This is a genomic window from Alteromonas sp. 4NH20-0104 (assembly GCF_057547795.1).
Window position 1 is genome coordinate 25183 of record NZ_BAAJLP010000020.1, and the last position, 15016, is coordinate 40198.

Genomic DNA, 15016 nt, shown 5'->3' on the forward strand with positions numbered 1-15016 from the left:
ACAGACCCCGACGCCATTTATTAATGAAGAATAACGCTGGAATTCATTAGTCGATGGCTTTAGGGTACTGACCCATTGTTTTCATCTTCTTCAGTCACCTTATGTGACCTCTGTTCAAGGAGTTATCATGAACCTGCCTTCCCCTTATTTACTTTTTATCGGCACTGCCACGGATCCGCTCAGCATTAAAATGGCCAAGAGCGCAGCAGACTGGAGCCCTGAGATGTGCGTCGGCGAATTTGCTCTGCCCGGCTGCACCGTTTCCACCGGCTTACCGGCGATGACCATTGAAGAAGGCGCAGAAAAAGGGGCTAAAGCTTTTGTCCTGGGCTTTGCCAATAGCGGTGGTGTGCTCGACCCATCACTGGTGGCGTCTATTATTACCGCGCTGGAAGCCGGTATGGATATCATCAATGGCTTGCACGATAAGCTCAGCGATATTGCCGAAGTGGCTGAAAAAGCCGAAGCACTCGGTCGCCGGCTGATAGACATTCGCCACCCGACCACCAAATTTAAAACCGGCACCGGCGTAAAACGCCCCGGTAAACGTTTGCTTACGGTAGGTACCGACTGTTCAGTCGGTAAAATGTACACCACTCTGAGCCTGGCCCGAGGCATGCAAAGTCAGGGCATGAAAGCCACGTTTCGCGCTACGGGTCAGAGCGGCATTCTGGTTGCCGGTGAAGGCGTAGCCGTGGATTGCGTGGTCGCTGATTTTATCTCCGGCAGTGTCGAAGCACTCTGCCCGGCCAATGACGACGACCACTGGGATTTAATCGAAGGACAGGGCTCACTGTATCACCCTGCCTTCGCTGGTGTGAGCTTAGGGCTACTCCACGGCTCCCAACCGGATGCCCTGGTGATCTGCCACGCATTAAACCGTGATCACATGCGTGCCCTGCCCGGCCGCCCCCTGCCTGGCCTTGAACAGGTGATAGAAATGAACTTAAGCGCCGCGCGGATCACCAACCCGGCTGTAAAAGTCATAGGGGTTTCGGTGAATACTTCGTCGGTGAACGAAGAAGAAGCCTTGGCTTATTGTCAGGAAGTCACCAGACAACTCAGCCTGCCCTGTGTGGATCCTATCCGCCATGGCGTTGGCGCACTAGTGGAGGCGTTGGAATGAGTCTGTCTTTTAAAGCATTCAACGAATCCTTTCCGCTCGCCAGAGAGTTCCGTATTTCACGGGGCGCGAAAACCCAGGCCGATGTGATCACCGTGGTGGTCAGTGACGGCCACTATTATGGCTGGGGAGAGTCTGTGCCCTACGCCCGCTATAACGAATCCATTGATTCGGTGCTGGCGCAACTTGAGGAAATCAAACCTGCTTTTGCTAATGTCGGTGAAACCGAAGACCTGCTTGGCTTGCTACCCGCTGGTTCAGCCCGCAATGCACTGGACGCTGCCCTATGGGATTTAAAAGCCAAAATAAAGGGAAAATCGGTGGCCAGCCTGGCTAATCTGCACACGGTACAGCGTTGTTATACTGCGCAAACCCTCAGCATTGATACGCCAGAAGGCATGAAAAACCAGGCACTGGAAATACAAAATGCGCCGCTTATAAAAATTAAGCTGGATGAACATCAGGTGCTTGAACGTTTGGCAGCTATCCACGAGGCCTCACCGCAAAGCCGGTTGATTGTGGATGCCAACGAGGGCTGGCAGGTAGCAATGCTGAACGAATTGCTGCCGGAGATGGCTAAACTTGGTGTGGCGCTGATAGAACAGCCGGTTCCTGCCGAAGCCGATGAACAACTGGCAGGGCTTAATAGCCAGGTCATCCTGTGTGCAGATGAGTCTTGTCACGTGAGCGCAGATATAGAACATCTGGCAAAGTACTATCAGGCGGTCAATATTAAACTGGATAAAACCGGCGGCTTAACCGAAGCAATTCGCGCTTACCACGCGGCTAAACAGCACAACCTGCAAATCATGATTGGCTGTATGGTTGGTTCTTCGCTGGCCATGGCACCGGCTTATGGCCTGTGCGCCGATGTCCAGTTTGTTGACCTGGACGGGCCTTTACTCGTGGCAGAAGACCGTGCAGACGGCTTTACCTTCGATAATGGCCGTATGATTCAGCCTGAGCCATTTCTGTGGGGCCTACCCGGCCAGTATGGTCAGCAAGGCCTGGCCAGACTTTGGGCTGACCTGGCAGATTAAACCTGGCGGCCCGCCAGCTCAATCAGTGTGTGCCATTCGCTCTCTGTTACCGGCATAACAGATAAGCGATGGCCCTTTTTGACCAGGCCTAACTCTTTGATGTACGGGCACCGTTTAATCTCACTAAGGGGCAGCACCCGGGCAAATTTACTCACATATTTCACATCCACACTGAACCAGCGTGGTGTTTCCGGCGTAGCTTTCGGGTCGTAGTAAGGCGATTCCGGATCAAACTGACTGGCATCGGAATAGCCGTATTTAACCACTTCGGCAATACCAGCAATGCCCACCGTTTTGCAGCTCGAGTGGTAAAAAAACACTTTATCGCCAAGCTTTACTTCATCACGCAAAAAGTTTCGCGCCTGATAATTGCGCACCCCGTCCCAGGGCTCGGTTTGGTTTGGACGGCTTGCCAGATGGTCGATGCCGAAGACATCAGGCTCAGATTTAAACAGCCAGTACTGCATGAATACTTCTCCATAGTTACGTGGCGCAAAGTATAAGTCACGCCGATGTACAATTCAGCCCTTGAGAAAAGGAAAAAACACACAATATATAAGCGAAAGTTTATAGGAGTGTCCCCATGAGTGCTATGCATATCGTTTGCCCCCACTGCCAGGGCCTGAACCGCAGTCCGGCAGAACGTCTTAGCGACGGACCGGTTTGTGGTAAATGCAAACACGAACTATTGCCTGCCCACCCCATTGAACTTAAGCAAGCTGATTTTGCCCGCTTTATTGAAAAATCAGACCTGCCGGTGATTGTTGATTTCTGGGCCGACTGGTGCGGCCCCTGTAAAATGATGGCGCCGGCGTTTGCTCAGGCTGCAGCGCAACTATCCGGTCAGGCGATTTTTGCGAAAGTCGACACCGAATCCAACCCCATGTTAAGCCAGCAGTTTGCCATTCGCAGTATCCCCAGTTTACTGGTATTTAAGCAGGGCCGGGAAGTGTCCCGACAAGCGGGTGCGATGCCCGCCGGTCAGCTCATTCAGTGGGCCCGGCAGGTCACGGGTTAAGTGCTATGAACACCGTTGTGCAGTCTGCTTCACGCCTTAATGGTGTAAATGATCACATAGCTATTTTCGCTCGCGGATGTTTGTTATAATCCGGCCGTTTTCACCAGCCTCTGAAGAATCCCATGCAAGCAACCATAAAAGCCGATCGCGGCCTGTTTTCTTATCCCAAATACTGGGCCCATTGCTACGGTAGTGCGCCATTTTTACCCATGTCCCGGGCCGAGATGGACGAACTGGGCTGGGATAGCTGCGATATTATACTGGTGACAGGTGACGCCTATGTGGATCATCCCAGTTTCGGCATGGCCATCATAGGCCGCTTACTGGAGGCCCATGGCTACCGGGTTGGCATTATTGCCCAGCCGGACTGGCAAAATAAAAACGACTTCATGCAGCTGGGCAAGCCTAACCTCTATTTTGGTGTGACGGCCGGTAACATGGATTCCATGATCAATCGCTACACCGCGGATAAAAAGCTGCGTCACGACGATGCTTACACGCCCAACAACGAAGGGGGTAAACGTCCCGACCGTGCGGTAACCGTGTATTCCCAGCGCTGTCGTGAAGCCTTTAAAGACGTGCCCATTATTATTGGTGGCATTGAAGCGAGCTTGCGACGTATTGCTCACTATGATTACTGGTCTGAGAAAGTACGTCGTTCAGTGCTGTTTGATGCTAAAGCTGATTTACTGATGTTTGGCAATGCCGAGCGCCCTTTAGTGGAAGTCACTCACCGACTGGCGGCTGGTGAAGCCATCAGCGACATTACTGATGTTCGCGGGACGGCCATCATTGTTAAACAACCCTTGCCTGAATGGCAGGGCGTTGACTCAACCTCTCTGGACAGACCGGGCAAAATCGACCCAATCCCCAGCCCCTATATTATGGAGCCGGATTGCGAGGGCGAGAACGAAAATAAAGGCAGCCAGCCTGCTGCCGAAACGCAAGCCCAGCCCATCGTGGTTCAGCCAGCTGAAAGGCGTAAGCCGTGGGAGCAGGTATACGTAAAACTGCCTGCATTTGAAGTAGTTCGGGACAACAAAACCCTGTATGCCCACGCCAACCGCATCTTGCATCAGGAAACCAATCCGGGCTGCGCGCGTGCGTTACTGCAACGTCATGGCGATCGCCATATCTGGATCAATCCGCCAGCCATGCCGCTTGAAACCGAAGAGATGGATGCGGTATTTGATTTGCCCTATCAGCGGGTGCCACACCCGGCCTATGGTGAAGCCAAGATCCCCGCCTACGACATGATCCGCTTTTCGGTTAACATCATGCGCGGCTGTTTTGGCGGCTGTACATTCTGCTCCATCACTGAGCATGAAGGCCGCATTATTCAGAGCCGTTCGGAAGATTCGATTATTCGGGAAATTGAGCAAATTCGGGATACGGTGCCGGGCTTTACCGGCGTGATCTCAGACCTGGGCGGGCCAACGGCTAACATGTACCGTCTGCGTTGCAAGAGCGCCAAGGCAGAAGCGACTTGTCGTCGCCCCTCCTGTGTATACCCTTCCATTTGTGCACACATGGACACCGACCACAAACCCACGATCGACCTGTATCGTCGGGCCCGCGATTTACCTGGCATCAAGAAGATCCTGATTGCTTCCGGCGTACGTTACGACCTGGCCATTGAAGATCCCAATTATGTGAAAGAATTGGCCAAACATCACGTTGGCGGATACCTGAAAATTGCCCCAGAACACACCGAAGATGGCCCGTTAAGCAAAATGATGAAGCCGGGTATGGGCACTTATTACCGCTTTAAGGAACTGTTTGACAAGTATTCGAAGGAAGCCGGTAAAGAACAATATCTGATCCCGTATTTTATTGCCTCGCATCCGGGTACCACCGATGAGGACATGCTCGCACTGGCTATCTGGCTGAAAGAAAACCGCTTTAAACTGGACCAGGTACAAAACTTCTATCCGTCGCCTATGGCAACGGCCACCACCCTTTATCACACCGAGGTTAACTCGCTGCGTAAAGTAAAAAAAGACAGCGAGAATGTGCCTTCTGCCAAAGGCGAAATCCACCGTCGCTTACATAAAGCCATGCTGCGTTACCATGATCCGAAAAACTTTGCGCAAATCCGCAAGGCACTGGTGAAAATGGGCCGCGAGGATCTGATTGGCCGTGGTCCACAACATTTGGTACCGCCGGAGTCTGCCAGCGAAAAACGTCAGAAAGCCGCCAAACCCCGTCGTGGTGAGCGGGCGATGACCAAACATACCGGTTTTAAAAATGCCGCCAGTCCCAACCCGGGCAATAAAAAGCGGTCACACAAAACCAAACGTAATAATCAGCAAAGTCACTAATGGTTCGGGCGGGTATCTCCCGCCCTCACCACCGGTTTATCACACCTAAACCATGACCTGAATCAAGGTAAATTTCGACTTGTCGCAGTAGACTATAATTAGTGGAAAGGCCACTGTTAACAACCAGATAAGAGCTACTATGAATATTGAAAAACATGATCTCGTCCATGAATTCCCTGATCATCAGCACACTATTCGTCATTTAAAAATGAATGACCGCCATTTCGCCAGACTGTTTGAACAATACAATGAACTCGATAGCCTGATCCATAAAATGGAAGAAGGTGCTGAGCCCACCTCCGATGACATCCTCAATGATAAAAAAGCAGATCGCGTACAGCTAAAAGATGCCCTGTTCACCTTTATTAAAGAAGCCGAAGCGACCAGCTAGTCGGCAACTCAGACGATACCCAACCTTTTACCGGAGTCTGCCTGCTCCGGTTTTTTCTTTTTCAACGCAAACTTGCGCCAGACAACTTTTAATTTTCGCTAAAAGACGTATTATTCTTAAATAGCAATAAAAAAGTGGTATCCATGGCATCTGAAAATTACTCAATCCAGTGTGAAAAACGGGTAGCGATTGTGCACATCAGAGGCAGTTGGAGTGAAAGTACAACGCGGCGCTTTGTTCGCGACTTCAAACAACAGATTACCCCCCTGCTTTGTGGTAACTGGGCGCAAATAGTTTTCTTTGATGACTGGCAGTTTTCCAGCCCGGACAACGAGCAGGCCATCACCGATTTACTGAACTGGTCTATTGTGAATGGGCTAACCCATTCAGCGCGCATTTTTAAAGCCGATCCGTTAAAGAGTTATCAGCTCAACCGGATGATGCACGAAAATGATTACAGTATGAATATTCGCCATTTTCATTGCGAAAAAGAAGGCGGCGAATGGCTGGCAAAACACGGGTTTCAGGTAAATCCGAGTTTGTTAACCGTATAACGCGTTACGAAGAGATGTTGCCATCCCTTCGTAAGCCGTTCGATTTTACTTACCTGTAGTCATACTCACCGTAATTTCCACCGGAACGCTCCGCTTAGCCGTTACATCTTTAATTTCGATGACAGCATGGGGGTAGGTATACCGTTTAATCACGTCATAGGTGTCTTCAGCACCATAATAACGCGCGAATGCCGCTAATTGCATACCATTACAAACCAGGCCGTTAGCCAGCACTCTGTAAGTTGAAGTATTTATTCGGCTTGAAGGGGTTAGTTCTCTGACCGCTTGTCGCAGGCCGGAACGGTCATCCTCGGCGGCATTTCTGCACACAGAAATGAGGTCTTTTTCAAGCGCTTTGGGATAGCCTTCTGCCATGGCGGTGCCACATACTGCTGATAGCGATAACACCGTCAGGCTAAAAGGTAAAACTTTGCTTATGTTCATCATTTTTCCTTTACCTGATTTTATTTGACTGATTTTTGTTTGGCTGGCGAAACGGCTGCTCAGACCTTTAAAGTGTAAGCGCGTACCGGTCTGGTCGTCTCTGACAAAATAATGAAGACTACATGATAATTTTAATTTACCAATTTTCATTAGCTTACCGAGCAATTGTCATTTGCATGTCATAGCGTTCATTTGTTTTTCATTTGCTCTGCTAAACTTTAGTAGCAGATAACGGGTAAGCTTTGTGAAGATTTTGCGCCCATGACGTACGATAAACCCACTCGAACCATTATTGATTCATCAGGCGAACAGCGAATGCTGTCACCGCAGTGTGGCGATCTGTTTAACATGCTAATGGATAATGAAGGCGATATTGTCACTCGCAGTGCCATGCGCAAGTTTATCTGGGGTCATCAGGTGGTTAGCGAAGATATGATCAACCATCTGGTTTGTCGGCTCAGAAAAGAGCTTAAATCACTGCCCGAACCCCCGCCCTGGCAAATCGAGGTAATCCCCAAAAAGGGCTACCGCCTGACTTCTCTTGAGCCTAAACACAATATCCCTTATTGGCTACACCGCTGGGTGGAATGGGTGCATGACATTATCAAATAACCCGCTTTTACAGGCCTCAGGTTACAGTCGCTTACAATTTGGCCACTGTGGAACACTCCTAAACCTGTTGGCAGTGTTACTTCATGGGGTAAGATAGTAACCTGCAGCCCATCTGAAAAAGGAATCTTCATGGCAGAACAAGTCCTGCGTAGCGCCAGTTTTGACCCAAAAGTTAAAACCTACTGGTTATTCAACCTGTTGATTGTGTCTGGCCTGACAATCATTGGGATCCCATTACTGATAATCTCTGTCCCGCTTATCCTGTTTATCAGTGAGCGTATGCTCAGAGCAATGTCGGCAACCCTCACAGAACGAAAATTAGTGGTTAAACGGGGCGTCCTATTTAAAGTCGAAAAATCTATTCCGCTGGAGAAAATAACCGATGTCGCCATGAGCCAGGGGCCATTAATGCGGGCCATGGGGCTGTACAGGTTAAGTTTTGAAACCGCCGGGCAATCAGGCCCTGGCGCACTGGTGTCTCTGATCGGTATCGAAAACGCTGAAGCGTTTCGCGAAGCGATCCTGACCCAAAAGGACAACAACTCCGCAACGCCCCGTTCTAAGCCAGAACCATCGACAGGACAAGCATCACAACTGGCCGAACTGACTGAAAGTGTTAAACGCATAGAACAAATGCTGGCAACCCTGATCAACAACAAATCCTGAGCGGCACTAGGCATCCGCGTTTGTGCTGGTGGCGTGAGCTTGCATAAAAGTACTGATAAAGCTTTTATCCAGCTTCAGATACTTAATGGGGAAATGCTTAAGGTAAGACAGCGACGAATAGCCAGTGCCAAAATCATCTATAGCCAGTTCCAGACCAATATCATGATAGTGACGTAAAATATTCCCTGCAGTCACTGATTCGGACACCAGGGAATGTTCGGTAATTTCTATCACCTCATTGGCGCTTTGAGTACCGTACTCATGGAGTTTGGCAATCATTTCAGAGATACAAACATCTTCGTCCATTAATTCAAAAGGCGACTTATTCAATGACATCTGAAAATCGAGGTCGTATAAACTGGTCCAGCGCGCAAGCTGGCCAAGCGCCTCATTGCACACCCAGGCATCCAGTTCACGGATCAGACCATATTTCTCTGCCAGAGGGATAAACGTATCAGGCGGAACAAAACCCAGTGTCGGATGTTGCCATCGCACCAGCGCCTCTACCTTACTGACTTGTTGGGTTCTGGCGCACAGAATGGGCTGATAATGCACTTGCAGCTTGTCTTGACGGATTGCCCCGCGTAATTCTTTAACCAGGGAATTATCGTCGCGCAAACTGGTTTCCAGTACGCCGGAATAAAATTCAAACGTGTCTTTGCCGTGTTCCTTGGCGCTGTACATGGCATGATCGGCGCGGTTTAACAGGGATTGACTGGTACGGCCATCATCAGGAAATACCGCAACGCCGACACTGGCCGACAGATTAATTTCAACTTCCTCAAGCTGCTTAATCTCATGTATTGACGCAAGAATATTGGTCAGTGTTTTTTTAACGTCTTCGGTACGATCGAAGCCCATCATACAAATTACAAATTCATCACCGCCAATTCGGCCAATTTCATCGGATTGACGTACGGCATGCTGTAGCTTTGCCGCTACCTCAATCAGTAATTTGTCGCCAAATTCATGACCGAACTGATCGTTGTAATATTTAAAACCATCCAGGTCCACATAAAACAAGGCGAACTTTCGGTTTCTTACCATTGAAAGCTGAATTAGTTCCTCAATACATGTCTGTATACCAGAACGATTAAGCAGCCCCGTTAAGCTGTCGTAAACCGCCAGATGCCAGACTTCTTTTTCTTGCTCGATTTCATGGGATATATCCCGGGCAATCTTGGAAAAACCGATTAACGTACCGGCGTCATCATAAATGGACGAAAGGGATACCGAAACAAAAATTTTATGCCCGTTTTTGTGTAACCGGGTAGTCCTGAAATGCCGAACCGGATTACCCTTGCGAACGGACTTGAGCAGCTTTTCTTCTTCCTGCAATCGCTCAGCCGGAAACAAAAGCGTAATAGGTTTACCGGTAACTTCCTCAGCTGAATAGCCAAACAAACGTTAAGCGGCCTTATTCCAACTGGTGATAAGACAGTTCAAGGACTTGCTGATAATGGCGTCCTCAGAAGACTCAACCAGGGCCTGATAATGGGCTAACTGTTGTTCACTTTTAATCACACGCCGAATGTCGCGGACAAAAATAGCCCCACCGCTGATCGAGTCATGCTCGTCCGGTATAGGTGAAACTGCCACAGACACCGCGATACTGTGCTCGCGATTATCCCGGAGTTTACTGCGAAAGTGTTCGATGGGCTGACCATCAATGATAGCCTCGACTAATTTACGGTAATGATGCGCTTCACTTTTACAAAACAACGACATTACCTCACTTCCAACCAGCTGTTCTTCGCTGTATCCCGTTAAACGGGTAACAGCCTGATTAGTTCAAACAATACGGCCTTCAAGGTTGTAACTGACAATCGCGTCATCAGAATAGCTCACTATGGCTGCATAGCGCTTAAGTATCGATTCGGTTCTTACTTGCTGACTGATGTCTTTAACAATTTTAGAGGCGCCAATGATGTCACCGTTATCATCAAGAATAGGCGATACGGTAACCAAAATATCTAACAACTGACCGGCTTTATCGAGGCGCTGGGTTTTATAGTGCTCAACACTCTTACCTTGCTTGATGGCTTTGAGGATGTGCTGTTCTTCGTCAATTCTGTCATCAGGAAATAAGCGTAATACTGACTGTCCCAACATTTCCTGCGCACTGTAACCAAAAATTGCCTCTGCAGCCGCGTTCCAGCTGGTGATGATGCCGTCCAGTGATTTGCTGATTATGGCATCGTTCGACGACTTTACGATTGCCTTATAAAACTGTGCGGGTGTTGCCATTCAGATTGGATCCATTCTGGTTGAATTGTCCTGTATCACGGTGGTAGATAAAGTCCTTGGTGCTTTAATAAGTGTAGACCAGAATGGCAATGTTGGCGGCGAACAGGAAGCTAGAGGCAGATAGCCTGTTCACACGCTCACCGCAGCCCATAAAAAAAGCGGACTTTCCAGTCCGCTTTTGCATAATGACAGTGATGAAGTTCGCTGAATCAGGCTACCGCTGCCTGCTCCTCAAGCTCTTCTTCTGTCTGATGTGACAGCAAATATTCAAAGGCAGCCAATGAAGCTTTAGCCCCCTCGCCCATCGAGATTACAATCTGCTTGTAGGGCACAGTGGTAACATCACCCGCGGCATAAATACCCGGCTCTGACGTATTACACTTGTTATCCACTACAATTTCGCCGTACTGGGTAAGATCCACAACCCCTTTCATAAACTGGCTGTTAGGCACCAGACCAATCTGCACAAATACCCCGGCAAGCGGCAAGGAATGTTCTTCGTTCGTTGCCCGGTCCTGATACTCAATAGCCGTCACTTTGCCGTTATCGGCAACAATTTGTTTAGTTGCTGCGTTCTTGATAATGGTAATGTTGTCGCGCTTTTCAGCTTGGTCAATCAGAACCTGATCGGCTTTCAGTGTTGGCATAAATTCGAACACAGTGACCGACTTAACAATACCGGCCAAATCCAGGGCGGCCTCGATACCGGAGTTACCACCACCAATGACCGCTACGTCTTTACCTTTAAAGAACGGACCGTCACAGTGAGGACAGTAAGCTACACCGTTACCCACGTTCTCTTTCTCACCAGGTACGCCGAGCTCTCTCCAACGTGCACCGGTTGCGACAATCAGTGATTTGGTTTTAATCTGCTCTCCTGAGGACAGGGTCAGGGTTTTGATATTGCCTTTTTCGATGTCATCAACGCGAACATGCTCTTTTAAGGTTATATCGTAATCTTTCATGTGCTCTGCCAGGTTGCCAACCAGCTCAGGACCGGTGGTTTTTGGCACGGAAATCAGGTTTTCGATACCCATAGTGTCTTTCACCTGGCCACCAAAACGATCGGCAACCACAGTCACTTTAAGGCCTTTTCGGGCACTATAGATTGCCGCACTCACGCCTGCCGGACCACCACCAATGACAGTCACATCCTGCAGTGGTAATGACTGACCTTTGTTAGCGTCTTTCAGGCTTGGGTCGAATTCCAATAATTTGTCTATCAGTGTGGCGGCGTCTACTTTACCGTTTGCAAAGAGCTCACCGTTTAAATACACACTGGGTACACCCTGAATATCGCGCTCTTCTACCAGCGATTGGTAAAGGCCACCATCAATCATTTCTGATGAGATATTCGGGTTAAGCAACGCGAACTGGTTTAATGCCTGGACGACGTCCGGACAGTTATGACAGCTCAGGCTGATAAATACTTCGAACTTAAGTTCGTCTTTCACACCTTTGACTAATGACGCCACGCTGTCGTCAATTTTCAGTGCGGTGCCTGACGCATGCAGCAGTGCCAGAACGAACGAGTTAAACTCGTGGCCACCTGGGATCCCGGAAAAACGAATACCGGTATCTTCACCATCAGCTTCCAGTAAAAAACTGATTGAGCTGCGTAATACGCCGTTTGTATCGCGTTCTTCCAACTGGATCTTGTCACTCACTCCTGCCACATCAGACAGAAACTGCTTCAGTTCGCCACGTTTTGTGTGCTCGCCGGTTTGCAGAACAAGGGTGATGTTTGTTTGCATTGACGCGAAGTAACTTTCCAGCGCCTTTTTAATATCTTGCGTAATCATATTGAATTCTGCCTTAGATAATGTGGTTGAGGGAATGTGCGGGCTGCCGCCCGCACCGACATTACTCGTTGGTTAAAACGGTAATTAGATTTTGCCTACCAGGTCTAAAGAAGGAGCAAGGGTTTCTTCGCCTTCTTTCCATTTGGCCGGGCAAACTTCACCAGGGTGAGAAGCAACGTACTGAGCTGCTTTCACTTTGCGTACCAGATCGTCTGCGTCACGGCCGATACCTTCAGCGGTGATTTCCATCGCCTGGACGATACCATCCGGGTCAACAACAAACGTTGCACGGTCAGCCAGACCCATGTTTTCACGCATACAATCGAAGTTACGCGTGATTTCACCAGTTGGGTCGCCAATCATCGCAAACTTGATTTTACCGATGGTTTCTGACGCTTCATGCCATGCTGCGTGAGTAAAGTGGGTGTCAGTTGATACTGAGAATACTTCTACGCCACGTGATTGCAGCTCTTCGTATTTGTCAGCAACGTCACCTAACTCAGTTGGACAAACGAAAGTGAAGTCAGCTGGGTAGAATACAAATACTGCCCACTTGCCCGCGATATCTTCGCTGCTTACTTCGATTAGTTCACCATCTTTAAACGCGTTCGCTTTGAATGGTTTGATTTGAGTGTTGATTAAAGCCATTTACTTTCTCCTAAAGTTAGGTTTATTTAACGCTTTCAATAATAACCGTGTGACTATTTTTGCCGCTCGGGCTGTGCATACTCACACTGTTGATCTGCAGTTAGGATTACGAGAATTCAACCGTTACGGATTGTTTCTTTCTCGCTTCCGTTTGACTTGGGATAAGAATAACGACTGTCGGGACAGATTTATAATTGGATTTGTTGAAAGTCTGATTCGAGAAAAGCTATCAGAAAGAGATTTTTGGATAGGAATTAATCAACCCGCTCTCGGTGAGCGGGTTACCGCCCGCTATTCTGGAGTAGCGGGCACGGTATTTTCGTTTAGTGACAATGCACTAAGGTATTCATCACGTTTTTGCTGTTGATTGGCAGGCAAAGCCGCTTTACCGAGCAAGTCTGCGGCATTCACAGCCACCTCATACTGGCTGTCTGATAAAGGTTCGGTTTTATTTATTTGTACCAGCACTTTGAGCAGACTCAGGGCTATCGATTTGTCATGGGGCGATAACGTCATCGCCTGACACAGATTATTGTAAGCCGGAATAATCCGATTCTCGCGATAATTTACCGCCGCCATTTCTTTCAGTTCTTTGGTGGTAAATTTAATTTCACGGCGTTCAATTTCTTCCCGCTTCAGGTATTCATCTACCACCTGGCTGGCCAGCGTGTCGCCGGCTAACTGGGTACGCAAGGTATCAAGAATAACCAGACACTCTTCTTTCATTCCCAGTTCATGATAGGCCTTCATTAAATCCAGATTATCTTCCAGATTCATTGCCATTTCAGGTTGCAGATTATCCGTTAATAACTGTTCAGCAGTGCGCTTGTTATTTTTGAGCGATTCCATACGCGCTTTAATAATCAGCATCTTGTTGGCTAAACCCGGTTCCAGAAACTCGCCCCGGGTTACCCCTTCAACTTCCCGGGTAATTTGACGCTGGAGTTTTTCAGCCTCAGTTCCTGAAACGGTGGCAGCCAGGTCAATCATGGTACGAATCACATTGAGGCCAAGTTCCGGAGAATCATGAATTGAGTTTTTGGCAAACTTAGCCATGTTCTGTACCGCAGCTAACTGACCGTACTTATCCCGATTCAGTCGAGCTAAATCCCACAGTTTTTTATTCCGCTCAATGTTACGGGGAGCGAGCTTGCTCGCTGCTTTCACCTGTTCATAGGCAACATCAAACTGCTCTTTGCCAATATAATACTGGGCCAGCAAGTCATAAGTCAGGAAACGGGTATCATTGCGCTGCAACAAGTCTTCAATAAGCAGTTCAGCTTCCTCGACCTTGTCTTGTTTGAACAATGCTTTAGCGAGGCCAATGTGCACCCAGGCGTGATCATATTCTGCTTTTAGCCCGGAAAAGTACCGTTCGGCGGTGGCATAGTCGCGTAAGTGCACCAGGCATTCGCCAATCATTCTTTTCAATCGTGGATGGTATTCCACCACACCGCTGTCTTTCAGGCTGCGCTCGGCGTGGTAGATAGCCGCCGCGTAATCGCCATTGTCCATACAATGCATGACTTTGTGCAATTTACGACGGATATTAACTAAATAGTTAAAGCGCTGCTGAACCCGGTTTGCATCCAGGGGTTTTACCCAGAAATCATCCGGCTGTAACTCGATGATGCAATTAACCAGTTCCATACTGGTTTCTGCACTGAGAAAGACAACCGTGGATTTATCGCTGATGTAATGGTTATGTTTGAGTTCTTCAAACAGATGGAAGCCGTCTTTATCGCTGCTAACGTTAAACGCCAGTAATACCACGTCATAAGTGTCTTTCTGACACAAACGAACGGCATGGAATGCATTTTGTGCACTGCTAACCTGTTGGACGCCCAGTTCTAACAGGGCAGACTTGATTAAGTCATGGATAAGCGCCTGATTGTCAACAACCAGCACTTTTAATTCATCAATCGCTTTCGGTAATGGGATTTTATCCATTGTCACAACCACTTAACACGAAATAGCTTTCCTTGTCTGTGCAATGCCCCGCTGTAGCAGCCATGCGTGCATCACGCCTGCCACTGCTCGAAGCGCTAAACCTGAGGGTATGTATTACCTGATGTTATCCCGAATTTCATCAAACTGCCATACTCATATTACTCTGCTAACGGGAAATTCCGTTGTTATGGCCTTTCTCT

15 protein-coding genes and 1 pseudogene are annotated in these 15016 nt (G+C 48.5%); 8 read left to right on the forward strand and 8 right to left on the reverse strand.

The window, feature by feature from the left end; translation table 11 throughout:
- Positions 1–127: 127 nt before the first annotated feature.
- Together dgcN and dgcA are read left to right on the forward strand one after the other, a co-directional pair.
- A complete protein-coding gene (dgcN, locus tag AC27IB_RS14715) occupies positions 128–1126 on the forward strand; it encodes an N-acetyltransferase DgcN (RefSeq protein WP_487121852.1) in 999 nt (332 codons plus the stop codon).
- Positions 1123–2163, forward strand: a complete 1041-nt coding sequence (gene dgcA / locus AC27IB_RS14720) for an N-acetyl-D-Glu racemase DgcA (RefSeq protein WP_487121854.1) — start codon at positions 1123–1125, stop codon at positions 2161–2163. The genes dgcN and dgcA overlap by 4 nt, the downstream gene beginning before the upstream one ends.
- Here dgcA and AC27IB_RS14725 read toward each other — a convergent pair.
- Positions 2160–2630 carry an EVE domain-containing protein gene (locus tag AC27IB_RS14725; protein ID WP_487121856.1) on the reverse strand — a complete coding sequence of 157 codons (471 nt, stop codon included), beginning with the start codon at positions 2628–2630 and terminating at the stop codon, positions 2160–2162. The two genes, dgcA and AC27IB_RS14725, sit on opposite strands and share 4 nt — an antisense overlap.
- A gap of 116 nt (positions 2631–2746) precedes the next feature.
- On the opposite strand from AC27IB_RS14725, the gene trxC reads away from it, so the two are divergent.
- From trxC to AC27IB_RS14745, 4 genes are all read left to right on the forward strand, one after another.
- Positions 2747–3181 carry a thioredoxin TrxC gene (trxC, locus tag AC27IB_RS14730; RefSeq protein ID WP_487121858.1) on the forward strand — a complete coding sequence of 145 codons (435 nt, stop codon included), beginning with the start codon at positions 2747–2749 and terminating at the stop codon, positions 3179–3181.
- Between the two features lie 122 nt (positions 3182–3303).
- Positions 3304–5502, forward strand: a complete 2199-nt coding sequence (locus AC27IB_RS14735) for a YgiQ family radical SAM protein (protein WP_487121860.1) — start codon at positions 3304–3306, stop codon at positions 5500–5502.
- Between the two features lie 139 nt (positions 5503–5641).
- Positions 5642–5893, forward strand: coding sequence for an HP1242/YdcH family protein (locus AC27IB_RS14740; protein ID WP_296046775.1), 252 nt, complete (start codon positions 5642–5644; stop codon positions 5891–5893).
- Between the two features lie 143 nt (positions 5894–6036).
- Positions 6037–6447, forward strand: coding sequence for a hypothetical protein (locus tag AC27IB_RS14745; RefSeq protein WP_487121862.1), 411 nt, complete (start codon positions 6037–6039; stop codon positions 6445–6447).
- A 45-nt stretch (positions 6448–6492) separates the two neighbouring features.
- Here the strand turns inward: AC27IB_RS14745 and AC27IB_RS14750 are convergent, their stop codons facing one another.
- Positions 6493–7041 carry a DUF3718 domain-containing protein gene (locus tag AC27IB_RS14750; RefSeq protein WP_296046772.1) on the reverse strand — a complete coding sequence of 183 codons (549 nt, stop codon included), beginning with the start codon at positions 7039–7041 and terminating at the stop codon, positions 6493–6495.
- Between the two features lie 111 nt (positions 7042–7152).
- On the opposite strand from AC27IB_RS14750, the gene AC27IB_RS14755 reads away from it, so the two are divergent.
- Both AC27IB_RS14755 and AC27IB_RS14760 read left to right on the forward strand, forming a co-directional pair.
- On the forward strand, positions 7153–7503 hold the full coding sequence (locus AC27IB_RS14755; protein ID WP_487121864.1) for a winged helix-turn-helix domain-containing protein: 351 nt from the start codon (positions 7153–7155) through the stop codon (positions 7501–7503).
- A gap of 129 nt (positions 7504–7632) precedes the next feature.
- Complete coding sequence (locus tag AC27IB_RS14760; protein ID WP_296046768.1) at positions 7633–8169, forward strand: PH domain-containing protein; 537 nt, start codon at positions 7633–7635, stop codon at positions 8167–8169.
- Positions 8170–8175: 6 nt separating this feature from the next.
- Here AC27IB_RS14760 and AC27IB_RS14765 read toward each other — a convergent pair whose 3' ends face one another.
- The 6 genes and pseudogenes from AC27IB_RS14765 to AC27IB_RS14790 form a co-directional block, all read right to left on the reverse strand.
- Positions 8176–9573, reverse strand: coding sequence for a sensor domain-containing protein (locus tag AC27IB_RS14765; protein ID WP_487121867.1), 1398 nt, complete (start codon positions 9571–9573; stop codon positions 8176–8178).
- Positions 9574–9576: 3 nt separating this feature from the next.
- Positions 9577–9948, reverse strand: a pseudogene (locus AC27IB_RS14770) (PAS domain S-box protein); the annotation flags it as partial.
- A 12-nt stretch (positions 9949–9960) separates the two neighbouring features.
- On the reverse strand, positions 9961–10416 hold the full coding sequence (locus AC27IB_RS14775; RefSeq protein WP_487121869.1) for a PAS domain-containing protein: 456 nt from the start codon (positions 10414–10416) through the stop codon (positions 9961–9963).
- 209 nt (positions 10417–10625) lie between these two features.
- Entirely contained in the window at positions 10626–12218 is a 1593-nt protein-coding gene (gene ahpF / locus AC27IB_RS14780; protein ID WP_487121871.1) for an alkyl hydroperoxide reductase subunit F, read from the reverse strand.
- Positions 12219–12302: 84 nt separating this feature from the next.
- On the reverse strand, positions 12303–12866 hold the full coding sequence (gene ahpC, locus AC27IB_RS14785; protein ID WP_296046761.1) for an alkyl hydroperoxide reductase subunit C: 564 nt from the start codon (positions 12864–12866) through the stop codon (positions 12303–12305).
- A 291-nt stretch (positions 12867–13157) separates the two neighbouring features.
- Positions 13158–14816, reverse strand: coding sequence for a response regulator (locus AC27IB_RS14790; RefSeq protein ID WP_296046759.1), 1659 nt, complete (start codon positions 14814–14816; stop codon positions 13158–13160).
- Positions 14817–15016 lie beyond the last annotated feature (200 nt).